Source organism: Bacillus sp. MM09(2025), assembly GCF_050496725.1.
Lineage (GTDB): Bacteria > Bacillota > Bacilli > Bacillales > Bacillaceae > Bacillus > Bacillus pumilus.
Genome location: NZ_JBNWEN010000004.1, coordinates 2,559,923 through 2,584,220, shown reverse-complemented (window position 1 = coordinate 2,584,220; position 24,298 = coordinate 2,559,923). Strand labels below are relative to the sequence as shown.

Genomic DNA, 24,298 nt, shown 5'->3' with positions numbered 1-24,298 from the left:
TTTCCTAGTAAATATCATCAATCTCAAAGATGAATTCAATGTCACCGTCTTTTTGCTTGTCTGTCATGGTACGGATGGCCGTAAACTTTCCATCTTCATCAACAAGAGCTAATTCGTTGATGACTTCTCCAGCAAGCTCCCCTTCAGCGATGGTGCAGGTGTAGCGAATTTTGGCTGGTTCCATAAATTTATAGGAATCAATGTCCTTTTGAACAAGTTCACTCTTTAATTCTTGTTCTGTGCCATCCAAGGAGATTGGTTTCCCGTCCTTTGTTCCGCCATTCCCAAAAGCCATCTTGACCACTTTCGTGAGCTTAGTTCCCTCCGCTCTAGCCTTCGCCATTTGTTGGCGAGCATAAAGCGATGTTACGGTTAATTGATCAGCCATTATGATCCTCCTTTATAAATCTATTTGTTTGGACGTGGCAGCTAGATATTTTGAACCGTCGAGCGGTACCGATCCATCAAGCGTCCAATATTTCTGCTTAATGATTACACTTCCACTCTGATCATTTGATACATGAGCATCCATGCGGAATGTCATCTTCTTTTTTTCTTTCCTAACATGATTGAAGCCTGATCGAAGCGTAAGAGCTGCTTGTTGATCCGTTTCGTTTCTGGCTCCTACCATGACATATCTTGTACGGCCAGAAACTTTCATTTCTTTTTTGAGCTTCATGGCCAGCTTTAAAGATTGCCGAAAGCGCACTGGAATGTCTTTTGAATTGCGCGATCCGCTCAAATAAAAAGTGCCATTCAGTAAAAACTCTCCATTCAGCAGAATCGGGATGTGATCAAAAAAACCCACTCTGCTGCGCAGTGTGAGCCGGTTATAATAGTCTTTGATTTCATGAACATCCGTATGATGAACGCTTGTGAATTTGTAAGCCAAGTGCGCAGGCTTTAAGTTTTCAAGCGTTTCTACAATGTACCTCGTGTTTTGCAAATCATCCAGATTCACCCGTAAAGAGAAATGATAGCGGCCTGTCGTTAGACGAACCACTGCGCTAGGGTTCTTCAAGAACCGGTTCACTGCTCTTTCTAGTGATGCATACGTGATCGGCGGAATGTTGGACATGAGATTCAAAATACGTGCCCTGCGCAGCTCAATTGAATCACCTGACTCCCGCTGCACTTTCAGCATCCTTTCCCATCGATTAAGCCCCCACGTGGCAGTGATCGGAAACAGTTGATCAGTCATATCAAAAATAGAATCGTCTAGCTTTTCCATCTCAGGAGCTTCGGATTTCATGAGCTCATCAAAATCTGTGATCTCCGTTAGATAGGAAGGTAAATAGGCTTTCATATCATCATACTTGCTCATTGACGATCACCTGCCCTAGACGTGGAATCTCAATGTCCTGAAGCGGTAAGTTCTTTGCCTCACCGTTGATTAATACATCCGCATAATCAGACACACTATCCGCATGATATAAAATGTCATTGATCGCTGACATTCTGATCACATTTTCTTCAAAGGCAAGTGATTTTAGAAGCGCTTTGACCTTCTCTTCAATTTCCTCTTGTGCATCCTCAATGGAGTAATCCATTTTAAGCTCCACAGATACGGACACCTCAACATCTTTCCACTTGGCGCTTTCAATAGTGGCAGTAGCCCCGATTGGTGCTTGGCCTTCCCCTTCCCCTGGAACTGGATCAATGTACTCTTGGACCTTATTGACGAGCAGATCCGTCGCCACATCAAAATTCCCGTCAGTGATGACAACTTTTACTGTGCCTTCACCATTCCAAAGAGGAAAAACCTTTGCCCTGCCAACTCCTTCAACTTCTTCAGCCCACTTTTTATAATGTGCTCTATTGGCACTGACAGCTTCTCGCCTTGCCCTCATCAAGTACCGTTCATACAGCGCTTCATCGTCTTCTTCCTCTTGCCCTGGTATCTTCAATTCTTCAAAGATGACAGACTCTAGTCCTGGTATGTTATCGAGCGATAGGAGCGGCAGCTCTGCAAAATTCCCGTTCCCTATAGAACCTGCTGTTTCACATCTCAGCGTGCCGTCTTGATATTGAAAGTACAGATTATCGATATAGAATCTTGATCCCGTTGGTATTCTAATACCTTCAGGCGAGACTTCAACGGACCAAACAGCACTTGTGGCCGCTTTACGAGTGATCCCCACTTCAGCAGCTCGTCTATCTAAAAATTCTCCCTGCGCTGTATCCGCGAAAACAAGGTCAAATACTTGATCAAGCCATATATAAGATTGAGCAAGTTCGGCAGCTGCAGGAGCCAACGCATTCCATATGACGCTGTTTTCACGTTTATCAATATCATCGGGTATACGTTCCAACATGCGTTCCATGATGGCTTCATACGATTGTTCCTCAAACATCTCCGATCACCTCCTCAATCTCCAAGGTTCCTTCATCTGTCACAACATTGAAGACCACTTTAAAAGTTGCCCCTTCTTTCGTAATCTCAAAATCTTGCACACTTTCAATTCTTTCATCAACTAGAAGTGCTTCTTCAATTAGACGCGGAATCTCCATCTCCTTGTATTCGTCTGTTGCTTCTTCATCAGATACGGATTCCTGCACCTCACAACCAACATCATGGCTGTATATGGCATGTGAATATCGTTCCGTTCGCAAAGCCATATAGACGAATTGGCGAATGGCATCAAGACCATTAATCTTTTCATTGGTTAGACAGCCAGATGTGAAGTCAATGCGATAGGTGGTCGAAGGTTCAACAATATCATCTTCATCCTCCTCAAAATCTTCAATTTCTTCTTCTGGAGAGAGTGCCATCATGAACCACCTCCTACTACTTTATCTAAGATGTAAAACGTTTGGCCGCCTGTCATCGCAAGGACCATGACACTATCGCCTTCTTCTAGCTCATCATCTTCTCCCTCGTCTAAGCGGGCTGGCCAGATGAGAAGTTCTTCAGGAATGATGAGTTTGTCATTCTCATTGAGTCGAACACTAAGAGGGGAAACAGACACCACATCACCAAGTATCAAGTCAGTTGGCGATTGTGCATCCACAGCATTGACGGCCAATCGCTTAATTGCCTCACTTAGTTTCATGTCTGGTTCCCCGTTGGGATTGTATTTTTTTCAACGACATCAATTATCATGGTGTGTTTGGTTCCCTTAAATTCATGGCTGTCTTGATCGATCCAATACGTTTTCTTGATGCCGATATCAGGGATGATGATGCGGACAGGCATGCCGCTTTGTAATTCAGGAATACCTAGAGCTTGGATGCTTTTAAGTTCTTTTTTTACACCCTTTTTCTGTGAGAGACGAACATCAGCCCGCTTTTGCAGCTGTGCTTGGTTGATCTCCCCTGACACTCTTTCAACGTGCTGCAAGATGCCGTATTTGCTTCTTGCAGCACTATCACTCGCCACAGCCAACATCTCAATATCTTTCTTTTGCGTGACAGTTTTCGGCTTCGTAGGTTTTGTCGTTTTCTTATCTTTTTCTTTATCTTTGTCTGTAGACTTCGATTTCTTTTTTTCCTTCTTTAAAACTTTGATTTTTTCCACACGTGTGGCCCTCATTTTCACACGTGTGGCCGTTTCTTCAATGGAAGTGCTGTACTGATAATCAATGAGATTGACGCCTGACTCAATTACCCATACTTCGGACGGATCAGGCCATGCTCTCAGCCCCATCTTGCCTTTAGCAGAATAGATTTGATAGTTACGTCCTGTTTGCTTCTTTGTTTCCCTTAGAGCCTGCAAGATGATGTCATAAAGGCTTGTATCGTTTTTGAATACAAGCGATTTAATGACATGGCCAGTGTTAGCGATTGACGTCATCGGGATCTGAAAATCTTGACCAAGCCGCTTCATTATCTGATCAGCCCGCTTGTTTGCAAAGACATATACATCCTGGTTCTTCACCAAATACTGAAGCATGTCATAAGCAGTAAAAGTGAGCTTTTCATCCTTGGGCGTCCTTGCAAAGACTGTTCCTCGAAAGAGTTCTTTTCCTTTCCACTTGAAAAGAACAGTGTCACCTTCTTTGATGCTGTAATATTTTTGTGAACCCTGTTGAGTCACGATAGTTGCTTGTATAGATCGGGGAGCTTGATACCTTTGCCCCCGAAGTGTCACGCTCTCTGTCACAAGCTCGTACATGGTGCCGCTTCTGATGGCAAAAAGCTCAATCAATGTCAGCCCCCCTATTGTGGTATTTTTAATTTTTGACCAGGGAAAATCCAATGCCCTGGTTGTCTAATATTGCGTCTACTTCGTTTGATCATCGCCGCTTTATTTGCATTCCAAATGCGCCGCCATTTTGTGCTGTCACCATAGAAGCGACCAGAAATATCCCACAATGTATCACCCTTTTTAACGGTGTACACTTTTGGTGCGCCTTTTGAGCTGCGTTTTTTGCTGCTCTTTTTGGCTTTCCGTTTGATTTTTCTAGGTGATGCTGTTTTGTATTCTTTCAGCTGCAGCGTGAATTCACGATCGCCCACGTCATACGTACCTTCATTGTGATTGAAGCTTTCTATGCTGCATTGCATATTGATTTTGGTTCCAGTAACGATAAAGCGTACAGGCTTTTTTGACTTCATGAACCGCTCTATTTTGGCAATTGCATTCTCTGGTGATGGAATGCTTTTATATTCAGCGATCGGTGTATACTTCTTCGGAAAAAAGGCTGTAAATGAAATTTGGCGAGCCCCTGGTACATCCAAGAATGTGAGCTCGCCAAAAGAGGCGACCTTTACCGTTTCATTTTGTACGTTGTTATTGAGTTCCAATTTCTCAGGAAGAACAGGGAATCGTAATTTGTCCTTCCCTTGCGAAATCCACAATTGATATTTTGATTTAGCCATCGATCACGACTCCCTTCGTTCCTGTGTTGATTTCATTCTCTAACTCATCAATGAGCATCTGCTTGATCTTCTCTGCAAGGTTTTCTGCATCTTGGCCATTATGATAATGCTGCTCACCATTAAAATTAATGATGATCTGTTTTGATCCACCTGAAGCAGACGGTGCATTTGCTGTGCCAGCTGTTACTGTTTGCACCTGCCCTTGTGAAAGCTCAGATGATGCAGCAGTGGCCGGATCGTATACGTCCATTCCTAAAGCCTGTGCAGCTTGAGCCAACAAGTAGCGACCACGTATGCCACGCTCTTCAGGAATAATCCATTCACGCTTGTTTCCTTCACCGACTCTAGCGATTTGTTCTTGTGTGATTAGACCACCGTTTGCATACCCCTTATATGGTCCACCATTTCTGATGCTTCTCAATCCAGGCGTATTATAGACACTTCCATATCTGCCTTTGATGTAATTGATAGCAGCTGCAGCATTATGGATCGGGTTCCAGATGTCATTCATGCCGCTTGCCTTGTTAGAATTAAAGGTCGGATCAATGGTCTGCATTAATCCTTTAGACGGCGTTCCTCTCTTGGCGTTTGAATCCCATAGGTTGATCGCTTTCGGGTTTCCACGTGACTCATTCTGTGCGATCGTCATCAAACCAGGTAGCCAGCTCATAGATGTGCCGGTTGCCATTAAAGCAGCCATCAGCCACTGTTGAACACTCAGGTTAGATGCACCCATACCACTAAATGCAGCGATTAAGGAACCGGCTTGATTCTCTGCGAATTTCTTCACGTCAACTGAATCAAGACCTTTGACGACACCAATCGATGCGAATTTTCCAAGACTCATCATGACGCGTGAAGGGGAGTGAATGTCTAGCTCTTCCCTAAACGCCTGCTCCACTTTCTTGGCCATGTCCTTGGCTGCTTGTGTCACTTCGCTTCCTTTGGAACGCATGCCGCTGTTAAAGGCGTCAATCATTCCAGCTCCCCATGTAGGTGACTCTTGTCGAGCAGATACGAAGGGTTGCCTTACATTTTGATCTAAGAATTGACCTGTGCCAGTTGGTGTCATGTTTTGACCTGAGGCAAAGCCACTGACAGTTTGTGCTCCATACTGCGGAGTCGCTGCCTGAATTTGAGTAAATGGCTGCTTGATATTAGCTTGTTTCCACTGTTCAAGTGAAACGACTTTGCTGTTTAACCCTTTTTCAAAGTCAGTGCTAAACTGTTCCCCGTATTTTGATGCGTTGCCAGTCTCACCAATTGATACCGATCCACTTGCAGACGTGGAAACTGATGAAGCAGCTGCCGGTCTCATAGGAGATGATGAACCTGCTGGAGAGGTTGGTGATGCACCGCTTGGCACAACTGACATTCCAAGATGTGATGCAGCCTGAGCAAGTAACATTTTCCCTCGCCCTTTGTTGTTTTCAGTTGGGATGACAAATTCTTTCCCTGCTTCTCCGATCCATGAAATTGTTGGTTTTGTGATATATCCACCAGTGGCTTTCTGATCTATTTTTTTATACCCTGTCTTTTCTTCACCTTTTTTTTCAAAGATTTTAAATACATTTCCGGTGGTTTCTTTCATTTTATCAATTACTTTTCCGACGACTCCAAAAATTCCTTGCCAAGCCGCTTTCAAAGCATCAGCATGTTTTTTTAATGGATTAAATACTTTCTCTTCAAACCATGCACTCGCAACTTTCCAGATACCCTTGATCGTTTTCCATGCTTCATCGAATTTTGTTGACACGAAGGATATCGCTGGCTCTGCATACTTTTTATATGGCTGCCACACGTACTCATCAAACCAGGTAGCCAGCACCACCCATGATGTTTTAATCCGGTTCCATGTACTGTTAAATTGGTCCCAGATAAACATGATGGCTGGCAAAGCGTATGTTTTAAACGGCTGCCAGACGAAAGTATCGAACCACACCGCAAATGCGCCCCAAACGAATTGAACCCAATTCCAGAACTCAGTCAACTTAGTCCACACCCCTACAATGGCTTCAATCGCCACTGATCCAAATGGTTCCCATACATAGGTCATGAACCATGCTGAGAAAACGGACCATGTGATTTGTATCCAATTCCACAATTCAACAATCTTGTTCCAGACAAGGGTGATCGCAGCGACCGCCACTTGTCCGTATGGAGTCCAAACATTGTCATTAAACCAAGTTGCTGCAGCTCCCCAGACGGTACTAATCAATTCCCATCCCACGACAAAAACACCAACTATAAAGTTGATGATTGGAACTGCAAAGTTATAAATCGGTATCCACACGTTATTATTGAACCATGAAGAAAGCTGACTCCATTTCTCTGTGATCCATGTCCATGTATCTTCGAAGAACGTTGTGATAGGTGTTAGAACATTATCATTGAACCAACCGGAAACAGTGCTCCATGTTTCTTTAATCCATTGGACTGCATTTTCCGCGCCTTTGACAAGCTCATCCCATTTCTTTTGGATGGTTCCGTTGTCGAACATCTTTCCTATCCAATTGCCAAGATCACCGCCAAAGATGCTGCCTAATACTCCACCGATCGCTGTTCCAATTCCAGGCGCGATCAATGTACCTAGTGCAGCTCCACCGATACCGCCGCCCAGATTACCAGCAAACCCACCGATCTTCTCGAATTTGTTGTCATTATTCATACCGATAAGTTCTGTGGCTGCAATAAGAGTGCCGAGAATAGGTATACGTTTTCCGATGCTCTTTGCACCTTTACCGATACTCCCCAATAATCCACCACCGCCACGCCCTTGGTTTGGTGTGGTTGGTCTTACTGGCTCACCTCTATTGATCCAAGGCTGACGATATTCAGGTGGTCTTGGGTTCCTTGGAGGTCTTGTTCCTCCAATTCCGCCAATTATACCGCCGCTTGTTCCTGGTCCTAATCCTCCGTTTAAACCTTTGCCCCATTTGAAGAGAGCAAAGGCTCCTGAAATGATGGATTTAAGTGGCTTTAATAAAGTGGCCACTTTTCCAAGGAAGGCGAGTGCAAACGCATTGGCAATCAGCGCACCGGCAATTGAACCTTCGCCAGTAAGGGCATTCCAGTTGATCTCGCCAATCTTCTTGGCGATCCGAATACCTAATTGCACAGGATCAAGTGCTTCAAGAAACGATTCAATGAATATCTTTCCTGCTTTGGCTCCTGCATCAGTGAAACTGTCCTCGGATGATTTGTCATCAATACCAAGCAGACCATTGATCACACCGTTTATGATGCCACCGTAAGTCTTCCCGACATTCTCGGCCATTTTGAAAAGACCAGGCTTTCCTGTCTTTTCCCACCATTCGCCAAAGACGTCTTTCGTGTTATCAAGGACGAGCTTCCACCTTGTCTCAAAGCTCATATCTCGATATTTCTCAAGCTGTTCAAAGTGTTTCTTCAATTTGGGGTTATCCTTAAATTTCACTTTGAGTTCCTGTGTCTGCTTCTTGGAGAGTTTTTCTCCTGGGAACAAAATTTTGAACTGATCACCAATAAATCCGAATACGCTTTTGGTCGGATCAAGGAAGCTATTAGCGAATTTCTTACCCGCTTTTTCAGCTTTGTTTGATAGGTCAGTGAGTACAAAAGAATATTCCCCACGCCACGTTCTAAATGCTTCAAGAGCGGGTTGGAACGCGGCTGCAAGTCCTTTACCCCAAGGCATAAGGATGCTGTTATTGATGAATGATTTAACACCCAGGAATAAGTTGGCTAGGTTGTCCGACATTTTGATCATCATGTCGTTGTATTTGCCAAACTCTTTTGTAACTTCAGGCCACGTTTTATTTATGTCCTTGCCGCTCTTTGCAAGTTTTTCGAGCTTACCTCTGGCATCACCAGAGATTGCCCCCATTTCTTGAAGAGCAGCCGTTGCGTCACCGATAGGACGCCCCGATTTAATGCCGTCATATAAACGCCCCATCCATAGCGCAACTTCGGAAAACGGTCGTTGAACACCTGCAGCAACATCCCCGACTAGCTTCAATCCCTCAGTCGTAGAAAGGGCGTTGCCTGTGAATACTTGGAGGACACGAGATGACTCAAATATCTCGTCACGTGTAAATGGTGTTTGACCAGCAAAGACTGTCAGTTCGTCCAGACGTGCATTTGCTTTCCCTTTGCTACCTAGCAAAGTTTCAAACGCAGTGGTCATGTTCTGACGATCTGCAACCATTTTGAGCGGCACAACAATACCACCTGTTGCACCGGCACCGACTCCAAGCAATCCAAGTGTGCTGGTTACAGCTGACACAATCCCCCGTAATGGCTTTGTGATAAGATCAAGGACCTTAATTGTGGTTGTGTAAGTCCGTCCCAAATGGGTATTTGCAAATGAGACAGCCCCACGAACTGGAGCGGTGAAACGATCAATCGCATTAATCGCCACCCTGTATTCAGTACCGAGGGTATTCCGAGTATACGACGCTATACGGCTTACCGTGCGCCGGACCATATCAACGGCTCTAATGGTATAGCTGTAGCCTCGACCAAGTTGACGTGCTGCATAGGATGCAATACGTTTGATTCCCGCTGTTGCCCGATCATAGACCGTTATGGCAAACCGTTCTACTTTGCCAAAGTTACGGTTGATATAACGACGCAGCCTGACAAGCCCTGGTGTTGCCTGATCCTTAATGCGCATCAGCACGCTATGAGTACGCGGCATCTTGCGTTGTAAAAAGCCATTGAACTTTCTCAATGCTTTTGTGGCCAGATCATTTACATCCAGTGTCAGCTGATATGTTCGAGCAAGGTCACGCAATACAAACCGCTGCACACGTCTTAATGCGATTGTCGCATTGTCCCTGATCCTTAAAGTGATTGGCCGCTCTGATCTGCGACGCAATCTATCAAGCCTCTCCATATCTCCTCTAATCAAACGCAATTTACGCGTGATCCGGTCTTGTAAATCAAACCGAGCTGTCAAATGAGCCATGTCTTATCCCCCTTTCTTCGATTCTTTTTCTAACACTTCAAGTTTGTGGGCTATCAACCCAAACAAAAAGGCCTTGAATTCCCTTGGCGCTTCATAGACCTCTATGAGTTCAGACGGGGAGTAATGAAGCTCATGCATGCAGTAATACAGATACACAGCCTCTTTGTCCCCGTCTTTTATTAGTTTTTTGCTTCTGTTTCAAGGTCCTCAATCTCGTCTTCAAAACCGTTGACCTCAATAGCTTTGTTTAACCAGTTCGCATATTCACCGCCGACTGACAGGACCCGTTTTGCCACTTCGACTGGATCTTGTGTGCTGTATGCTTCACGCAATTCCTTTGATTTGAAATCTGGATAGATAGTAGATTCAACCGCAATACGTGCGTAGAAACGTTGAGAATCCAAGTCTTTCACACGTCCACGACCTTTAACATTTTTGAAAGTCGTGTTTTCTTTCTCTAGTTCATCGATGCGCTCTGTTGTGATCGCTTTGAATACGAATGGAATCACTTTACCTTCTTTATCAACGAAACGTTTTGAGATAATGGATTTGACCTCTTCCACTTCTGTTGTTTGTCCTGGCATAAAGAATGAAAGATCATATGTGTTGTTTGTTTGTTTTTCGCTCATGTTTAAAAACTCCCTTTGATTTGTTTTTTTGAATGCAAAAAAGCACATCCATTTTTTGAATGTGCTTTCCAATCTTTTCATGTATAATATAATTCGTACAATTGAACGGCTTGCTCAAGGGTGTCTGGCTCATCCCCGATAGAAAGGGGGTGATGCTCATGTCAACGTTCCAAGCGATTTCCCTAATGCTTTTATTCGGGATGTTTATCCTTGCTTTGTTGACGTATATAAATAAAAAATAGACTCCCCTTGAGCTGTGGTAGGTAAAAGGGAAAGTCTATCCTTAATACTATCAGATTGATAAGCCAGCCCCTTGAGGGCCTCATTGTACATTGCCGGGATGTTAGCGCATCCTGGCTTCTTTTTATTGTATGCAAAATGCTTTGCATGTAAACGTAATTCTGTGTAAGCTCGTGTAGTCCAGTGTAACCTAGTATATTACACGAACTTAATTATGATGTCATTATAACATAACGATAATTTTTTACACAAAAAAGTGTTACTTTTTTTATCTTTTTTAGAATGAATCCTTCAGCTTCTCAGGAAGATCGAAGTCCTCAAACGTGAAAGGAACCTCTTCTTCCAGTGCCTCTGAATCCACATCAAGCCCCGCAATCTTTGCAGAATCAAAGTTCACATCAAACAATGTGACACGCTCTGTGCCTCGGCCGGATGATTTGTCATCCAGTACAGCTTGAATGGTGAAGTACGGATCTTGTCCCTTCTTCACGTAATTCAGCATGAGCTGTACAAAACGCGACGTGACTTTATAAAAAGTCGCTGTGCCAGTACCATTCGCACCGGTTGTCTTGTGACCGGTCATACGACGGCCCATGACATTGACCTCTGATTTGTTTTTCTCCACGTTCGCTTCAAACGTTTTGATGAACGCCATTTCCTCACCGTCGAGAAAAAGACGCCCTTCCTTACCTGAAATGGTATTCTGCGCTTTAAAAGCCATCTTATTTCACCTCTACATTGAAATAGAATTTTTCAGCTGCATCAACAGGTTGAACAGCTAGATCAATCAAGAAACCGTCACGATCTTCATTCAAAGCGATCGTAATATCAGTTTCAGAGTCAAAGCCAGTGATTCCAGATCCATCTTGGAGCTGCGTGAGATATTGCGTGATGAGTGTTTTCACCAGCTGCAGACCATCATCCGATGCCGGAATGTCATTGCCATTTGCTTTGCGTAATTTAATTAAATCCTTCAATTCACGTGTGAGATCATTGTTGATCGCATCGAGCACACGAATGATCTTGTTTTTAGCGAATGTCTTGTTCTTCTCGGTTGTATAAGTCGTTAAGGAGTTAATGTCCTTCTCAACGCTCACTGTGCGATCTCTCGCATCAAACGTGAACAAGAATTCGCCTTGTGATAAACGGTATTCCACTTGATCATTATCAAGACGCTCTAACGTATCGACTGCGCCTTCGTATTCAACGAAGGTTAATGACTGATTGAAGTTTGCTCCAGCAGATGCACCGGCAACCCATGCAGTTGCTTTGGCTGGTGTGATCTCTGTGCCGTCTTCTAGCAGCACACCGCTTGTGACATTGATAATTCCTTCATGATCAGCCGGATAGTTTGCCAAAACACCTTGCACCTTACGTCCTTGATCATCACGCAGCCGCTTGATGAAAGCCACAAATGTCGCTTTTAACTGCTCGCTAGTGTTATTGGGTAGCGCAATTACGTCAAAGTATTCTGTTTCAGCTGCTTCTAAGAAAGCTGTATAGTCTGCGACACTTGGCACGCCGTTTTTCCCACCGCTTAGTGTTACGCCAGCGGTAATCGTCACTTCACCTTCACCAGAGAACGAAACATATTTGTTTTGCTTCAGCTCTTTGACATCAGTGACAACCTGCTTATCAACAATGTCTGTACCAACGTATGTCACCACATCACGCTTGGAGCTATCCAATACGTTTTCAGTGACTTGGATCGTGACCTCATTCCCTTTCTGTCCACCATAATTAGCAAGAACGTTGAAATTCTCGCTGATCTGAGCCTTTGCAGGTTCACCCTCATTCAAGCGATATAAAAGAACCGTTTGTGCTTTTTTCTTCGCTTCTCGGAAAAGAAGCAGTGATTTGTCATCGATGTTTAATCCGACTTTTTTATTTAAGTCCTCGATGCCTGAGATAGAGATGAACGTCTTCGGCTCTCCCCAGCTCATTGTGATTGGAAGTGCAACGGTGCCGCGATCACCTAACGTGATACGTTGCTGTGCTGTGGTTTTGAAATTGAAGTAGATACCAGGACGCTTCTTTTCTGTACCTGGCGTAAAAGTACCTCCATTCATGCTTAAACCTCCTTAGACAAAAAAGCATCAATCTGCTTCTTTGCTTCTGTTTTTGTAATTGGTTGATCTTTGATATAAAAAAGAGCACCCTCAAGGATTTCAGGCTTTACGCCAAACAATTCCTTGCTGTGCTCCTTTAAGGCTTCAAATGAAAAGCCAGGTTCCTTTGGAATAACTGGTGCGGCTTTCTCTTCTTTCACCTGTGATTCATTTTTATTCTTGGCCACTTTTTATCACCCCGTCTGAAAAATTTATGTCGTCTAGGCTCGGTTGCTCGTCTCGGTTGTACCAATAGGCACTATCCCATGTGAGGACAATCGTTGCCACGCCTTGATCACCATTCCTAGTTTCTGCCCTCTTAATGCGAACATATTGATCGAGCGGTTCACCTTCTACACTGACCATCTGAATAATATTCCGATCAGCTGACAAGGCATCAACGATTGTTTCTGCCGCATCATGAGCCTGCTCAGAGTCCTTGTGAAACACTTTTATATGCAGCGTGTATGTTTTGAGAAACGTTGAAACAGTATCGTTTCTTGTATTGACCCATGCTGCTGGAAAGTACATTGAAGGGACCTGGAACTGTTCAGGAATCTCATTCTCATATACTTTCACCGGAAACTGCTTGTAACAATAATTCATGATAGCGCCGACTTCTTGATTCATCTAATCACCGCCCAAATTGCTCATCAATCCATTGCTGCAGCTTGCGATCTAGTGATTGTTCAAACATCTGTTCAAAGATAGCCAACGCATTGTCCCAATAGCCGCTGCCCTCAACCCATTGAAATTTCAAGAGCATCCCTGTTTCGGCATTTGGGTCATATTCAAAACGATCACCAACCCATCTGCCAGGAACCCAACGTCTGTCCTGATTCTTGGAGGGATCAATGGTAAAGTGTCCATCGTTTGTGTAAGATGCATATTCCAAGTTGGTCCCAACATCCAACGTTAGACCGCCACTGCTCATAGAAAATACGTTTTCTTGGTCTCCTTTTTGGAATGAGTTGAGCAAACGCCGAGCATCCACTGTTTTTGTTCGGATAACTTCATCTTGAACAATATCAAGGAACTCATAACCCATCGCTTCCAACCATTCTTCATATTCAGCTTGCAAGCCGCCATTAACAGCTGCATTCAAGTCCTCTATGAACTGATCTAAACCATCAATCCTCATAGGCTTTCACTCCTCATTGCTACCACCTCAATATGATGGTTTTTGATCCGTCTGGGCTTTTGCAGTTTCAATGTCACACCTTCCCATACCACTTTGTCATTTACTCGGACATCAGCGGTAATAGGAAAATGAACGAGATATGATTGATGAATGGTTGCGTTTGGCTCCTGCTGTGTGATGTTTTGATTTCTCTCTGTGAAGTAACATGCTTGATCAACTTGATCAGGCTCATCAGGATATGAAAAGAGCGGCTGCGCATCTTGGACAGGTATTCCATAGCGATCTTTTGACAGCTGCTCTGTTTGCAAGTGATATATATCGCATCGATCCGTTAATAATGATTGATAGCTCATAGCGATCTCAACCTTAATTTGACGTTGCCTGGATCTTCTGGCGGTTCCCCTGGCTCAATGAAATCTATCAACAGGTTATACACATCTGGCTTTGAAACGGCGTTCCCGTCTGCCAGTGTATAAGAGTAGTCACCAATCTTTTCAGACTTGTACCCTTTGATGATTGATTCATCCCCGTTGATCAGTGCGAAGAACTGCGCCATTTTAATCAATGCGATCTTCGCCTTTTCAGGAAGTGGCTGATATTTTTCACTTGTGAAATCATGACCTGCAATCTTAAATACCTCAGCTTCAGCCTCAATGATGTCACTGATTAAGAGTTCGTCAGAGCGGTTTTTCACGCTCTCGAATACGCTATACGCCCTAACTTCTTCAGGAGAGATCAGCATCGGCCTTACTCTCCTGTTTTTTCTTGTTGCTTGAGGATGAAGGCAATTCTTTCACTTTCATTCTTGAACTCAGACGGATCGCCGCCAAGATCAACAATAACGGCTTCTTGTCCATCTTTTTTCATTTCCTTCAATTCAGTTTCAGTGTAGATTTTTTGTTCTTGTTGCGGTTTTTCTTCCTCTTTCACAGGCTTATCATCTTCTTTTGGTTGATCATCCGTTTTTGGATCATCAACAGGAGCTTTCACTTCTGTACAATTGAAAAACTCATTGCCATCGAGATATTGAAATACCTTTTTCTCAATCTCTTTCACCTGATTTAAAAGAAAGACATGCCCCATCACAGAGTATGTCTTTCCCTTGATCAATTCAGCTGTATACATGTTGATCACTCCTTGACCTTGATGATCTTAGCAACAGCATCCTCTTCCTCAAATTTGCTGTCGAGCTTCGCAGTCAACACAATGATGAATTTACGTCTACGGATGTCCTTATCAACTTCAATGCGGATGTTACGAGAGAAGCCAAGGATAATGTTTTTTGGATGAGTCAATAAAATGTCCGAAACATCTGTGCCGCCCTCTTCAATTCCATAAGGCTGCATGTTTGCAATACCTTTGACTGGTACACCGAATGCAGAGGAAAGCCCGCCTTGAACAGCGGCATCTCCGAGACCTGTCTGACGATCCGCTACTTTGTCTTTCCACTCGACCTCTTGACCTGGAGAAGTGTAGAAACGGAATTCTTGTGGAACTCGCAAGTATTTTGGCGGAACAGCTTTGTAACCTTCCTTGAATACTTGGCGTGTAAGTGGTTCACCAGCTACATCTACGATATGAGATGTTGCTTGCTTACGAATACCATCAAGTTGCGCTAGATATGCATCACTAGATTTCGTATCACCATTCAAAATCAATTCTTCAATATCAACGGCTGCACGCTCAGCAAGCATTTGCATGATAGTATTTTGTAAATTATCACCCTCGATGTTATTTTCAAGCGTGTCATATGTGATATTTACTTCTGCGATGACTTCTTTTGCATTAAGCTCCACAGTGCTTGTTGTTGGCGCAGTCTTTTGCTCATTAGTTAAACCTACACCTTCTTGACCAGGACGAAGAATCCGCTGACCAAAACCGATTTTTTCGATTTTTTGTGCATCACTATCCATTGGAATAACACGTGCATCTTGTAGCAGTGTTGGTGCATTTTGCACCATACGAATAAATGTGCTAGATTGGGTTGGATTCATTAGACCGCCTGTTTTTAACGTCCCAAGCGTCACTTCCGCTTTGTTAATTACCTCTTGATTTCTCACTCTAGTTCCTCCTTTTTCTCGGCTTAAAGCAAGCCGCCCCATACCGTTTCAGATTTTTGTAAGTCTTGTTGTTGTGCATCCTCTACGCCATTACCTTGCGGACGTGCTTTTTCAAGGGCTTCGACTCTTTCAACAACTGGAGCCAGTGCCTTTTCTACAGCTGCGGCCATTTCTTTTGCGACCTCTTCATCAATTTGTTTTTCTTGCGGATCATGTTGCTGCTCGCCTTCTCCTTTTTCAAGGTCTTCAAGTCGTTTTACAACCGGTGCAATTGTGTCATCTAGCATCTTTTGCAGATCTTCTTTTTTCACTTCTTCGTTCTCCTCCTTCTCTTCCGCTTGACTCAACAGATTGTCGATAGCGGCTCTTGCATTTTTCAATTCCGTTAAGTTAGCAGCTGAAAACTTTTTACCAGCTTTTGCGACAGCTTCAGGTGGATCAGTTTGGATCCCCGCTAAGTCATCAGTAAGCAAAATCTCTTGTGTGATTTCCACAAAATCTTGCAGTGCTGACCTAACCTTGTTAGGATCAGTCTCCAAGTCTTCATCGTCGTAAGAATCCCATTTATACAAAACGGAATTCAGTGCATCTTGTGCCGCCCAAAACTCACGACGCATGCGGCCTTTGTCGTATCGGTTCTTTACTTCTCCTTTTGATAAAAAGAAGTTTTTGAGCAAAGAAAAAAGCCCCTTCTCATCAGAAGCTGGCTTGTGATCCTCTTGTTTTCCTATGTCTGCTGTTCCGGCCATTGAATATCCGGTGATCTCACCCTTTTGAATCTGGTTCCAAATATCTTCGGAAGCCTTTGTCACAAGGACCCACGATCCTTTCTTGATAATCTCCTCGCCCATTTCAAAGTCGGAAGGAGCGATATAAGATTCAACGACTTCTCCGACACCACCTTGGAAGTCGTGCTGCTTGTCGATCTCACGTGCATCCTTCAGGAACCCATGAGCGGCTTTTTCAATTTCTTCTGGTGTCATGAAATCTCCATGTGCATCTTCCACATGCGGCTCATATACAATACCGTACACAAGACGCTGCACATCATCGGCCTTCGCAATGACCTTGATCTCTTTTTGAAAGTCTGGCTGTTTTTCTGATTTCATAAAAAAGAACTGCTTTTGATTAGCAGCCTTGTCCACGTATGAAACGTGTGTGATTTTTGCATTTATCAATTCGCGTGGCAATTCATTCACCTCCTTTCAAAAAAAAAGCGCACTTTGCACTCAAATTATATCTTCATAATTTCCTTAAATTTATTAATAACAGTAAAAATCGGTAAATAACTATCCGTAACCGCTTCAGTTAGACCCAATATAATTTCAGTTTTTCTTGCATTTATATTATTCATAATTTCCTTTTCTATGTTGATATTACCATCATGCGGAACTGGTTCAGGAAGATGAATATCTTGTAAATTGCTTAAATCAATTTCTACTGTAGTAGTTAAACTTTTTAAATATTGTTGAGTGAAATCACCATTAAAATCTTCAAAAACTAAATATAAAGATACACTTCCATTAATTTTGGTGCCATCTAGACTAAAATCAACATTTGATTTTGCTTTTAAATGAAGAGTCTCAAACGACTGAAATACCTCAACCATTTTAGAATCAATATATGCTTCACTAATTTGTTCGGCCTTATCCAAAGCCTTATTTATTAAAGCAACTGGATTCATTTGCTCTAACAAAGAATTTAATTGTTCTTTATAACTTTCTATTTCAGCAATCATTTGTCTTGCTTGTTCAGTAGGGTCCGGTATTTGATTCCTGAGATCGTTAATAGCATTTTGTGCTGTCTCAACAAGTTTTGCTTTTGTAGCATCAGCCAAATCTTTTGCCAGTTTTCTAGCCTGTTCCTCTAATTCCTCTCGTGTCGGAATTTGTATTCTTGGGATAATATCCTCAAGTTTTGGTACCGGAATAGGATCTACATGGATAGGCGGGAAATTTATGTGCGGACGGCCAATACTCAACTCAGGATCGATTTCGCTACCAGTAATATTTGATACTGTAATTCCCCTTATTTCTAAAGTCGCATCTTGTACTATTTTATCAGCTTCTTTAGGTGAATAGTTTTTGCTATTTATAAGGTCTTGAATCTTTTTATTTGTTTCATCTAAAATATTTTGTATCTTACTTACTAAAGTCAATTGAAATACCTCCTTTTTTGTTTTCAGAAGGTATTATCATCAGAGAATCCACTTTTTATTCAGACCAATTTTAATACTTCTCTCCGAATCTCTTCTTTCTCTTCAGCTGACAATCCTAGAATAACAGGATCAACCACAGGACCCACAGCACAATGGCAGTTAACCCGCTCTTTTGGCGTAAGCTGTGTATCTCTCGGAAACATGCAGCGCTCTCCGCTGCCTGGTATCTCAAATTCTTCATCCAAAGGAATGATTGTACCGTCCAGTTGCACATGACTTTCTCTGGACTGATTCTTTTTCCCGCCACTGTGCTTCCACTTCTTCCCCGTTACTGCCGGGGATTGGACGTAGGATTCATGTTGAGCGACGGAAGAAGCGGTCAACACCTCTGTAATGGCTGTTACACGTGCGCGCTTCCGGCTGAATTCAGGAAGGTCCTTCAGCTCCAGTTCAATCTCCTGGATAGAGCGGCCTTCTTTTATACCCTCTTTCAGCGTTTGCTCTATGGCTGTATGAGTATTCAGCTTCATCAGCTGCGCCAACTCCTGCGACCATGATTCAATCCACTCAGCGGTTCTTTCAGATAAAACCTTGAATGGAATATCTGCATCGATGGAATGCATGATCTTCTCGGCCAACTGTGTGACGGTAAGAGTAAGAAAGACAGCAGTTTCTTTTCCGAACAACTCCGCAAATTCATCAACTGCGAACAAGTCATTTTGGAAGAACGCTAGAATTGATTCTAACGTCTCCGAATCATCCTTGGATATAAAACCATTCAAAGCATTTAAAAACGTCCTGCGTTGCAATCTGAGAAGTTTTGCGGTGGTTTTCTCATACTCTTCCACCAAAGAGGGAACGTCCTTCAGTTCAGGGAAATCAGCTACAGCTGCTTCAAGTTCCTTGACCTCATCTGCCTCCGCTTTTTGTACAAAGGTATTGATGTTTTTTATCAGCTGATCGATCTTGCTCATTTGCGGATCTCCTCTAGTTCATCCCTAAGGTCTTTGAGGATAGATACCAATTCATTGTTAGTGCCCGCAGACTTTTGAAGAACCGTATCAAGGAAGCTAGTTGATGCCTTTGGCTTCGCCTCAATTGGTCGATGATATTCTTCCTCTGGCCATTCTTCAAGTGTCTTACCAAGAATACGGCCAGCCAGATCACGCAGGTCATTCGGTGAAACCGCCCCTGCTTGAATAAATGGTGTAAGAACCTTTGCAATTTCGAGCGGATCACGAAAGTCTGGACCATTTAATATAAGGCGCACATGCCAGAGATCGAGATCAGGAAGAAAGAGTGTATTGAGCTTGCCAGTGATGATCATTCTTTCAGGCTGAAATACCTGCTCTTCCGTTGTCTTTCGTGCGGTGTCAGCTGTCGCCTTGTTATAATCCTGTGATTCGCCTGTGTAAATTGGTGGAAGGCGAAACGCTGAGCGGATTTTGTTTCTCGTCTTCTCATCATATTCCAGGAACAGCGCATCCTCCTGGAGAATCTCGGCTAGTGATTTTATTTCAACTTTAACAGGTGCTGGGTCTTCGTCATTGCTTACTTCGTCCTTTTTCTTTTTAGGAATCCCTTCGACTTCAAGCAAAAGGAATTTATGTGCATTGTCTGATCCCTCGATGCCGTTCATGTATTCCTGCAACTGTTCATACGAAGATTCAGACAGCATGCCATTTTCCACTGTGATAGCGGCCGGCACATGACGACCTTGTTTAAAGTACAGATAGTTCAACTCTTCTGCCTTGCGCGCACCATACATATTGACGATGTTACCAATCCAACGAGGAACACCATATGTACCGCTGCCAATCTTGAAGTGAATGACTTCGCTTGCTACAAGATTAGAAGGGGTGTCTTCGCTGTATTCTCCCGTAGCAGCATTCAATATTCTTGGATCGCCGTACTCCTTGAAGAATACTTTTTTAGTATTTATCTGCTGAACATATTTTCTGAACCGCTTCATTCTTTTGAGAGATTTGACTTGACCCTGATCGGTATATTTAAAGTCAATTTCGACAGGATCACCTATCTTACATATTCGCATGTGTTGAGCATCTAAATATTCAATCCCAGCTGGTTGCCCTGTACCATTACGTAACACTTCAAGAAAGCCATTCCCTGTCCGCTCGCGATCTTCTATCACATATCCTAGAACCACTTCGGCTGATTCATCATAGTTCATGTATCGCACAAGCTCCTCAAGCCTCGTCCATTCTTTTTCAGCAGCGCCTTTCTTTCCTTCTGGTGCATCCTCAGCGTTGAAATCAAAGACATATTCAATTCCTAAGCCGAAACCTAGAATGTTTGTTTTATATGCATCAATGCATTGCTGAAGAATGGTAGAATACTCAGCTATTTGTTTGAGTTCTGTGATATTGTACGGCGGCTCGATCAATCCATCAGCATCATAGTTAAAACTATCATCATGAATTTGTTTCGTAGTTTGAGAGATGTCTGCTTTAAACACAGTAGCTTTCACATGTTTTGTCATAGCCTTCTCATCGACCTCCTTTCTCTATTAGGGCGTTTCCGCTCTTTAGGCTGCTCTTTCAGATCGGTGACCTCATAGTCATCTAACGCATACCAGATGGCCGATAAGGTATGAGGGTCAATCTTAAACTCATCCTCTATGATATTGCCGTGCTTGTCCGTCTTGTAAGTGAGCGGCTGAAGCTCATAGATCGTGTTTTTGCATGAGTCAGAACATATGATTTTCTTGAACCGCTTGATCTTCTTTGTGTACTGCAAGCGTGATCCTTGGAACTTATGAGCGGCCACCATGTTGTATCCCATCTTGCGGAAATATGCGATTGTCTTTTGTTCATTGTCTGCCTTTATCAGCTCTTTTGTTTCAATGAACTCTTTCAAGTCCTCAACTGTGACATCATCAGTCTTGCCGCGATCGTAATACTCCCAATAGATATATAGATACTTCTTCTCGTGATCAACAGCCAACCTAACCACAGCGTTATATGAATCAACGAAACCAAAGTCCATGCCCGCTCTAAGCAAAGGGCGATTGATTTTCGAAATGGCCAGCATCACATCTTCATGCGGCTGCACCTCGAATTGAGGAAGAACACGAATACCGTTAACGCCAAAATGACCTTTTCGAGCTATGCGATAAAGGTCTGGATCGTATTCTTTTAGTTCGTCCAGCTGCTTAATATAACTAACCGGAAGGAACAAGTTATCTTCAGCTGTAGAATGATGATAGTAAGTATCGTTGATAGCGATAGTACGTTCCTTGTATAGTTTCTCGTCATCCAAGATAAATCGGTTGTTCTGATCGTCCTTAAAGAAGTGACGGTATGTCCAGTTATCCTGACCGACAGGGTTAGTTGATAGGATCATGTGCAAATCCAAAGTAGGATGACGCAAACGACCAAGCAACTCCTTGAATCCCTCGTATTTAACCTCTGAACACTCTTCAATCCAGATGATCGAGATGTTGTTGATCGACTTCAATTTGGCTGGCTTGTCCAACCCTTTGAAGATGATCCGGCTGCCGTTGTGAAATTTAAGCATGAGCGGTGATGTGCGGCACTGAATGACATGATCGAGTCCCAGATCATTCACGATCTCTTCAAATAAAGAAAAAGTGGAATCTCTATGCGTGTCATAGACTTCACGAATCACAAGAGCTGTTCGCTTTTGATCTAGTAGTTTCAGAATGAGTTTCAGCGCAATGTGATAGCTTTTAGATGATCCATAACCACCCACCAAGAACTGAAACTTCTGATCCCAGTCAAAAAGGAATTTTCTAAAGTGGGGGTTCACTTCTTTTTCCATCAACGGTCCCCCTTATCCTTGATAATGATTTCAAAGGTTGGATCTTCTTTATTATCTGTAATCCTTTCCACTTCAGCTTTTGTTCTGTCAATATTAAGCTTCATCTGCTTCAGCTTAAGTCGTCTTTCGTCTTTCTCGTGTGCTAACCCCTCAAACTGTTTAATCAAGCTCCTGAGCTCTGCCATCGCACGAGATTGAGCGTTTAGGAATGTTGCATGACGATCCCAAGCAAACTGAAATTCGTATTCTTCTTCCTCAATATCGGTAGAATCTGAAACAACTGATTTTTTCTTTTTCAGCTCTTTGATCATTTCGTCTTTGTTTTCAACAAACATTATTTTCTGCGCCCTCACTATAGCGGTGAACTGAATTTGTATTTGCTCCCACAGCAGATCAACGGGTGAATATTCCTGAATGTCCTGCATGATCTCAAATGCTTCAGCGGGCATGTGCTTTGAGTAAAAGCCGTGTGTCTTTGCGTTTTGGTTTCTTGCAGGAGCACCGCCGCTATTCCCTACAGCGTTTTTGTTACCGGGTTGCCCACCTTTTTTTGTGTGCACACTTTTATCTTTGGGTGCACCCTTTTTCCTTTCCCAACCATGCCGCTTTTTCCATGATTTTATGGTGTTGATCGACACCCCGTATTTTTCGGCAAGGTCCTTGTATTTCATGCCTTTGACGTAATCTTTCTCCGCCTGAATGTTCTTGGATTCCATCTACATTCACCTGCCGCCTCCTTCTGATTCGTGTTGTTTTGGAATTTTTATTTCCTCTAAACTGTCGCCGCACTCTACTATTAAGCCGATGCTTGGTGTAAAGAATTATCAGCAGCAGTTTACAGGGAACAAAAAAAGCCACTCCTAAAGAGTGACAATTCATTTAGTCATTAAATTCTATAGATGAAATCTGGTTTATTTTTATTAAAACCCCTTCTGTAATCGTCATATAGGTATGTTCGGATCCGTTATTTGAATTCAAATGACCTTGAACTACTTGCATGAACGCTTCTAAACTTGAATACTTATTAGTAGTGTATTCTTTCCCACTATTCATAACAATTGTTAACATAGCATCACTCACCTCCCACCTATATATATCGGCAGTAAGCGAGCACATGGAACTATTCGCAGAATTTGTCGAACGAATTCAGTTAAATATTCACTAGTTCTATCGGCATTTCATGAGTACTAAATTTTGTATAGAATCGTTTTAGCTCTTCTTGACTTAAAGCATTTGTTTTCTTATCTTTCTTAAAGTTTTTTGCGTTTGCATTGGGCATTACTTTAAGATAGTCAACTTTAATTGATTTTGCGTATTGAATAATTTTTTTCATAAAAAACGTTGCAATACCCTTTTTTCTTAAAGAGTCATCGTGCACATATAAAAATTCCAATACTAGTGGTTTTTTAATCGGCTTGTCTGCAGCACGTAATCCAGCTAGTTTATCACTAATCTGATAAAATTCCATACTAAATAAAGGCCTTTCTTTTTTCACATCATATAAGCAAAATTTACAGGTTCCTCCGTCAATTCGATAGTTTGTCTCAGTATTATTTTTTATTCCCTCATCAGAAAACCTAAATTCAATATCTTCATCATCTCTTAATAAAGCTTTTGGAAGACCCCAATTACGAATGATTTCCTCCAATTCCTCAGCACTATTATTCCTAAAACTCCCCTTCATTTTACATACACATCCAATTCTTATTGTTTAATTCAAGACTATCATAGTGGTATTACAAATAAGAAGTGGAAAAATGGGTTCTCTAGAGAAAATAAATTAAATTGTGGTGACGCAGAAAGATTATGCCTCTCCGTCCTACCTTCCATTTTACATTTTGTATCTTTCATCATTCAACAATTACCCAAAGTGGCAATATTGTCATAATCGGTCGATGATATTATCTTTCATCTGTTGGACCTTTTCACAAGACAACCCAAAGTGATATCCAATGAATGTGTTAATGATTAGTTCCCAGAATGAGTTGTCCACATTGTGTCCCTCTCCAAAATAAAAAGCACCCAAAAGAATGCTTTTTATTTACTAAAAATGAGCCTATAAATCATTTTTTTGTTTCGAATATTTTCCTTAAACTTTGATCTGTCTAATGAATAGACATACCATTTGTCATGATTTTCCGAAAAATTAACCAACTCGGTTTTAACAATGTCAGGAAAACTGTATGTATACTCCTCTTTGGTTTCTGGATTTTCCAAACGTACGAGCAAAAGAGCACCTGATTTTGTATCAAATAAATCATGACCTTTTATTTTATGGCTTATACTTTCATCAAAACCAGGAATGTCAGGCTCATAACTAAGTTGAACTTTGCTATAACTTTTTAAACAGCTAATTAAACTTTGATCAAATTCCAATTGTATCACCTCCATA

29 protein-coding genes are annotated in these 24,298 nt (G+C 42.4%); 1 reads left to right on the top strand and 28 read right to left on the bottom strand.

The window, feature by feature from the left end; genetic code table 11:
* Positions 1 to 4: 4 nt before the first annotated feature.
* The 10 genes from ACQYAC_RS19335 to ACQYAC_RS19290 are packed head-to-tail and all read right to left on the bottom strand — an operon-like array spanning position 5 to position 10,398.
* Positions 5 to 388 carry a phage tail protein gene (locus ACQYAC_RS19335; RefSeq protein WP_429943928.1) on the bottom strand — a complete coding sequence of 128 codons (384 nt, stop codon included), beginning with the start codon at positions 386 to 388 and terminating at the stop codon, positions 5 to 7.
* Positions 389 to 400: 12 nt separating this feature from the next.
* Positions 401 to 1,324 carry a YmfQ family protein gene (locus ACQYAC_RS19330; RefSeq protein ID WP_429943927.1) on the bottom strand — a complete coding sequence of 308 codons (924 nt, stop codon included), beginning with the start codon at positions 1,322 to 1,324 and terminating at the stop codon, positions 401 to 403.
* Positions 1,311 to 2,354, bottom strand: a complete 1,044-nt coding sequence (locus tag ACQYAC_RS19325; protein ID WP_429943926.1) for a baseplate J/gp47 family protein — start codon at positions 2,352 to 2,354, stop codon at positions 1,311 to 1,313. The genes ACQYAC_RS19330 and ACQYAC_RS19325 overlap by 14 nt, the downstream gene beginning before the upstream one ends.
* Positions 2,347 to 2,772, bottom strand: a complete 426-nt coding sequence (locus tag ACQYAC_RS19320) for a DUF2634 domain-containing protein (protein WP_429943973.1) — start codon at positions 2,770 to 2,772, stop codon at positions 2,347 to 2,349. Before ACQYAC_RS19320 ends, ACQYAC_RS19325 begins: the two co-directional genes overlap by 8 nt.
* A complete protein-coding gene (locus ACQYAC_RS19315) occupies positions 2,772 to 3,053 on the bottom strand; it encodes a DUF2577 family protein (protein ID WP_144491120.1) in 282 nt (93 codons plus the stop codon). Before ACQYAC_RS19315 ends, ACQYAC_RS19320 begins: the two co-directional genes overlap by 1 nt.
* Positions 3,050 to 4,147, bottom strand: a complete 1,098-nt coding sequence (locus ACQYAC_RS19310) for an XkdQ/YqbQ family protein (RefSeq protein WP_429943925.1) — start codon at positions 4,145 to 4,147, stop codon at positions 3,050 to 3,052. Before ACQYAC_RS19310 ends, ACQYAC_RS19315 begins: the two co-directional genes overlap by 4 nt.
* An 11-nt stretch (positions 4,148 to 4,158) precedes the next feature.
* On the bottom strand, positions 4,159 to 4,821 hold the full coding sequence (locus tag ACQYAC_RS19305; protein WP_073979144.1) for a LysM peptidoglycan-binding domain-containing protein: 663 nt from the start codon (positions 4,819 to 4,821) through the stop codon (positions 4,159 to 4,161).
* On the bottom strand, positions 4,814 to 9,769 hold the full coding sequence (locus tag ACQYAC_RS19300) for a transglycosylase SLT domain-containing protein (RefSeq protein ID WP_429943924.1): 4,956 nt from the start codon (positions 9,767 to 9,769) through the stop codon (positions 4,814 to 4,816). Before ACQYAC_RS19300 ends, ACQYAC_RS19305 begins: the two co-directional genes overlap by 8 nt.
* Positions 9,770 to 9,772: 3 nt before the next feature.
* Positions 9,773 to 9,925: a hypothetical protein gene (locus ACQYAC_RS19295; protein ID WP_234898342.1), complete on the bottom strand. Its 153-nt coding sequence runs from the start codon at positions 9,923 to 9,925 to the stop codon at positions 9,773 to 9,775.
* A gap of 23 nt (positions 9,926 to 9,948) precedes the next feature.
* On the bottom strand, positions 9,949 to 10,398 hold the full coding sequence (locus ACQYAC_RS19290; protein WP_429943923.1) for a phage tail assembly chaperone: 450 nt from the start codon (positions 10,396 to 10,398) through the stop codon (positions 9,949 to 9,951).
* Positions 10,399 to 10,550: 152 nt separating this feature from the next.
* On the opposite strand from ACQYAC_RS19290, the gene ACQYAC_RS19285 reads away from it, so the two are divergent.
* The gene (locus tag ACQYAC_RS19285; RefSeq protein ID WP_074041930.1) at positions 10,551 to 10,640 is read left to right on the top strand and encodes a putative holin-like toxin; all 90 of its coding nucleotides are present in this window, start codon (positions 10,551 to 10,553) and stop codon (positions 10,638 to 10,640) included.
* A 275-nt stretch (positions 10,641 to 10,915) separates the two neighbouring features.
* On the opposite strand, the gene ACQYAC_RS19280 is transcribed toward ACQYAC_RS19285, so the two are convergent.
* The 18 genes from ACQYAC_RS19280 to ACQYAC_RS19195 all read right to left on the bottom strand — a co-directional run bounded on the left by ACQYAC_RS19280 (position 10,916) and on the right by ACQYAC_RS19195 (position 24,282).
* Positions 10,916 to 11,359, bottom strand: coding sequence for a phage tail tube protein (locus ACQYAC_RS19280; RefSeq protein ID WP_044139480.1), 444 nt, complete (start codon positions 11,357 to 11,359; stop codon positions 10,916 to 10,918).
* 1 nt (position 11,360) lies between these two features.
* The gene (locus ACQYAC_RS19275; RefSeq protein ID WP_429943922.1) at positions 11,361 to 12,707 is read right to left on the bottom strand and encodes a phage tail sheath family protein; all 1,347 of its coding nucleotides are present in this window, start codon (positions 12,705 to 12,707) and stop codon (positions 11,361 to 11,363) included.
* A gap of 2 nt (positions 12,708 to 12,709) precedes the next feature.
* Positions 12,710 to 12,880 carry a hypothetical protein gene (locus tag ACQYAC_RS19270; RefSeq protein ID WP_225310411.1) on the bottom strand — a complete coding sequence of 57 codons (171 nt, stop codon included), beginning with the start codon at positions 12,878 to 12,880 and terminating at the stop codon, positions 12,710 to 12,712.
* A 40-nt stretch (positions 12,881 to 12,920) separates the two neighbouring features.
* The gene (locus tag ACQYAC_RS19265; RefSeq protein ID WP_429943921.1) at positions 12,921 to 13,376 is read right to left on the bottom strand and encodes a phage tail terminator family protein; all 456 of its coding nucleotides are present in this window, start codon (positions 13,374 to 13,376) and stop codon (positions 12,921 to 12,923) included.
* 4 nt (positions 13,377 to 13,380) lie between these two features.
* Positions 13,381 to 13,887, bottom strand: a complete 507-nt coding sequence (locus ACQYAC_RS19260; RefSeq protein WP_341016201.1) for an HK97 gp10 family phage protein — start codon at positions 13,885 to 13,887, stop codon at positions 13,381 to 13,383.
* A complete protein-coding gene (locus ACQYAC_RS19255) occupies positions 13,884 to 14,240 on the bottom strand; it encodes a DUF3599 family protein (RefSeq protein ID WP_429943920.1) in 357 nt (118 codons plus the stop codon). The genes ACQYAC_RS19260 and ACQYAC_RS19255 overlap by 4 nt, the downstream gene beginning before the upstream one ends.
* Positions 14,237 to 14,629 (bottom strand): protein YqbG, encoded by a 393-nt coding sequence (gene yqbG / locus ACQYAC_RS19250; RefSeq protein ID WP_119124902.1) that lies wholly within the window; start codon positions 14,627 to 14,629, stop codon positions 14,237 to 14,239. The genes ACQYAC_RS19255 and yqbG overlap by 4 nt, the downstream gene beginning before the upstream one ends.
* Before the next feature lie 5 nt (positions 14,630 to 14,634).
* On the bottom strand, positions 14,635 to 15,012 hold the full coding sequence (locus tag ACQYAC_RS19245; RefSeq protein ID WP_429943919.1) for a YqbF domain-containing protein: 378 nt from the start codon (positions 15,010 to 15,012) through the stop codon (positions 14,635 to 14,637).
* A gap of 5 nt (positions 15,013 to 15,017) precedes the next feature.
* The gene (locus tag ACQYAC_RS19240; protein WP_106048419.1) at positions 15,018 to 15,947 is read right to left on the bottom strand and encodes a phage major capsid protein; all 930 of its coding nucleotides are present in this window, start codon (positions 15,945 to 15,947) and stop codon (positions 15,018 to 15,020) included.
* Between the two features lie 23 nt (positions 15,948 to 15,970).
* Positions 15,971 to 17,137 carry an XkdF-like putative serine protease domain-containing protein gene (locus ACQYAC_RS19235; protein ID WP_429943918.1) on the bottom strand — a complete coding sequence of 389 codons (1,167 nt, stop codon included), beginning with the start codon at positions 17,135 to 17,137 and terminating at the stop codon, positions 15,971 to 15,973.
* 44 nt (positions 17,138 to 17,181) lie between these two features.
* Positions 17,182 to 18,105: a hypothetical protein gene (locus ACQYAC_RS19230; RefSeq protein WP_429943917.1), complete on the bottom strand. Its 924-nt coding sequence runs from the start codon at positions 18,103 to 18,105 to the stop codon at positions 17,182 to 17,184.
* A 59-nt stretch (positions 18,106 to 18,164) separates the two neighbouring features.
* Positions 18,165 to 19,079, bottom strand: a complete 915-nt coding sequence (locus ACQYAC_RS19225) for a phage minor head protein (RefSeq protein ID WP_429943916.1) — start codon at positions 19,077 to 19,079, stop codon at positions 18,165 to 18,167.
* On the bottom strand, positions 19,076 to 20,605 hold the full coding sequence (locus ACQYAC_RS19220) for a phage portal protein (RefSeq protein WP_429943915.1): 1,530 nt from the start codon (positions 20,603 to 20,605) through the stop codon (positions 19,076 to 19,078). Before ACQYAC_RS19220 ends, ACQYAC_RS19225 begins: the two co-directional genes overlap by 4 nt.
* A complete protein-coding gene (locus tag ACQYAC_RS19215; RefSeq protein WP_429943914.1) occupies positions 20,602 to 21,906 on the bottom strand; it encodes a PBSX family phage terminase large subunit in 1,305 nt (434 codons plus the stop codon). Before ACQYAC_RS19215 ends, ACQYAC_RS19220 begins: the two co-directional genes overlap by 4 nt.
* A complete protein-coding gene (gene terS / locus ACQYAC_RS19210; RefSeq protein WP_429943913.1) occupies positions 21,906 to 22,622 on the bottom strand; it encodes a phage terminase small subunit in 717 nt (238 codons plus the stop codon). Before terS ends, ACQYAC_RS19215 begins: the two co-directional genes overlap by 1 nt.
* A 163-nt stretch (positions 22,623 to 22,785) precedes the next feature.
* A complete protein-coding gene (locus ACQYAC_RS19205; RefSeq protein WP_429943912.1) occupies positions 22,786 to 22,974 on the bottom strand; it encodes a hypothetical protein in 189 nt (62 codons plus the stop codon).
* 82 nt (positions 22,975 to 23,056) lie between these two features.
* Complete coding sequence (locus tag ACQYAC_RS19200; protein ID WP_429943911.1) at positions 23,057 to 23,590, bottom strand: GNAT family N-acetyltransferase; 534 nt, start codon at positions 23,588 to 23,590, stop codon at positions 23,057 to 23,059.
* 353 nt (positions 23,591 to 23,943) lie between these two features.
* Entirely contained in the window at positions 23,944 to 24,282 is a 339-nt protein-coding gene (locus ACQYAC_RS19195; RefSeq protein WP_429943910.1) for a hypothetical protein, read from the bottom strand.
* Positions 24,283 to 24,298 lie beyond the last annotated feature (16 nt).

What these genes read in the sequence shown, in the direction of transcription:
- ACQYAC_RS19320 (WP_429943973.1), bottom strand. Translation starts at nt 2,772, where the DNA reads ATGGCACTCTCTCCAGAAGAAGAAATTGAAGATTTTGAGGAGGATGAA.
- terS (WP_429943913.1), bottom strand. Translation starts at nt 22,622, where the DNA reads ATGGAATCCAAGAACATTCAGGCGGAGAAAGATTACGTCAAAGGCATG.
- ACQYAC_RS19325 (WP_429943926.1), bottom strand. Translation starts at nt 2,354, where the DNA reads ATGTTTGAGGAACAATCGTATGAAGCCATCATGGAACGCATGTTGGAA.
- ACQYAC_RS19275 (WP_429943922.1), bottom strand. Translation starts at nt 12,707, where the DNA reads ATGAATGGAGGTACTTTTACGCCAGGTACAGAAAAGAAGCGTCCTGGT.
- ACQYAC_RS19260 (WP_341016201.1), bottom strand. Translation starts at nt 13,887, where the DNA reads ATGAGGATTGATGGTTTAGATCAGTTCATAGAGGACTTGAATGCAGCT.
- ACQYAC_RS19265 (WP_429943921.1), bottom strand. Translation starts at nt 13,376, where the DNA reads ATGAATCAAGAAGTCGGCGCTATCATGAATTATTGTTACAAGCAGTTT.
- ACQYAC_RS19290 (WP_429943923.1), bottom strand. Translation starts at nt 10,398, where the DNA reads ATGAGCGAAAAACAAACAAACAACACATATGATCTTTCATTCTTTATG.
- ACQYAC_RS19300 (WP_429943924.1), bottom strand. Translation starts at nt 9,769, where the DNA reads ATGGCTCATTTGACAGCTCGGTTTGATTTACAAGACCGGATCACGCGT.
- ACQYAC_RS19225 (WP_429943916.1), bottom strand. Translation starts at nt 19,079, where the DNA reads ATGAGCAAGATCGATCAGCTGATAAAAAACATCAATACCTTTGTACAA.
- ACQYAC_RS19305 (WP_073979144.1), bottom strand. Translation starts at nt 4,821, where the DNA reads ATGGCTAAATCAAAATATCAATTGTGGATTTCGCAAGGGAAGGACAAA.
- ACQYAC_RS19280 (WP_044139480.1), bottom strand. Translation starts at nt 11,359, where the DNA reads ATGGCTTTTAAAGCGCAGAATACCATTTCAGGTAAGGAAGGGCGTCTT.
- ACQYAC_RS19330 (WP_429943927.1), bottom strand. Translation starts at nt 1,324, where the DNA reads ATGAGCAAGTATGATGATATGAAAGCCTATTTACCTTCCTATCTAACG.
- ACQYAC_RS19315 (WP_144491120.1), bottom strand. Translation starts at nt 3,053, where the DNA reads ATGAAACTAAGTGAGGCAATTAAGCGATTGGCCGTCAATGCTGTGGAT.
- ACQYAC_RS19285 (WP_074041930.1), top strand. Translation starts at nt 10,551, where the DNA reads ATGCTCATGTCAACGTTCCAAGCGATTTCCCTAATGCTTTTATTCGGG.
- ACQYAC_RS19215 (WP_429943914.1), bottom strand. Translation starts at nt 21,906, where the DNA reads ATGGAAAAAGAAGTGAACCCCCACTTTAGAAAATTCCTTTTTGACTGG.
- ACQYAC_RS19205 (WP_429943912.1), bottom strand. Translation starts at nt 22,974, where the DNA reads ATGTTAACAATTGTTATGAATAGTGGGAAAGAATACACTACTAATAAG.
- ACQYAC_RS19335 (WP_429943928.1), bottom strand. Translation starts at nt 388, where the DNA reads ATGGCTGATCAATTAACCGTAACATCGCTTTATGCTCGCCAACAAATG.
- ACQYAC_RS19255 (WP_429943920.1), bottom strand. Translation starts at nt 14,240, where the DNA reads ATGAGCTATCAATCATTATTAACGGATCGATGCGATATATATCACTTG.
- ACQYAC_RS19220 (WP_429943915.1), bottom strand. Translation starts at nt 20,605, where the DNA reads ATGACAAAACATGTGAAAGCTACTGTGTTTAAAGCAGACATCTCTCAA.
- yqbG (WP_119124902.1), bottom strand. Translation starts at nt 14,629, where the DNA reads ATGCTGATCTCTCCTGAAGAAGTTAGGGCGTATAGCGTATTCGAGAGC.
- ACQYAC_RS19245 (WP_429943919.1), bottom strand. Translation starts at nt 15,012, where the DNA reads ATGTATACAGCTGAATTGATCAAGGGAAAGACATACTCTGTGATGGGG.
- ACQYAC_RS19200 (WP_429943911.1), bottom strand. Translation starts at nt 23,590, where the DNA reads ATGAAGGGGAGTTTTAGGAATAATAGTGCTGAGGAATTGGAGGAAATC.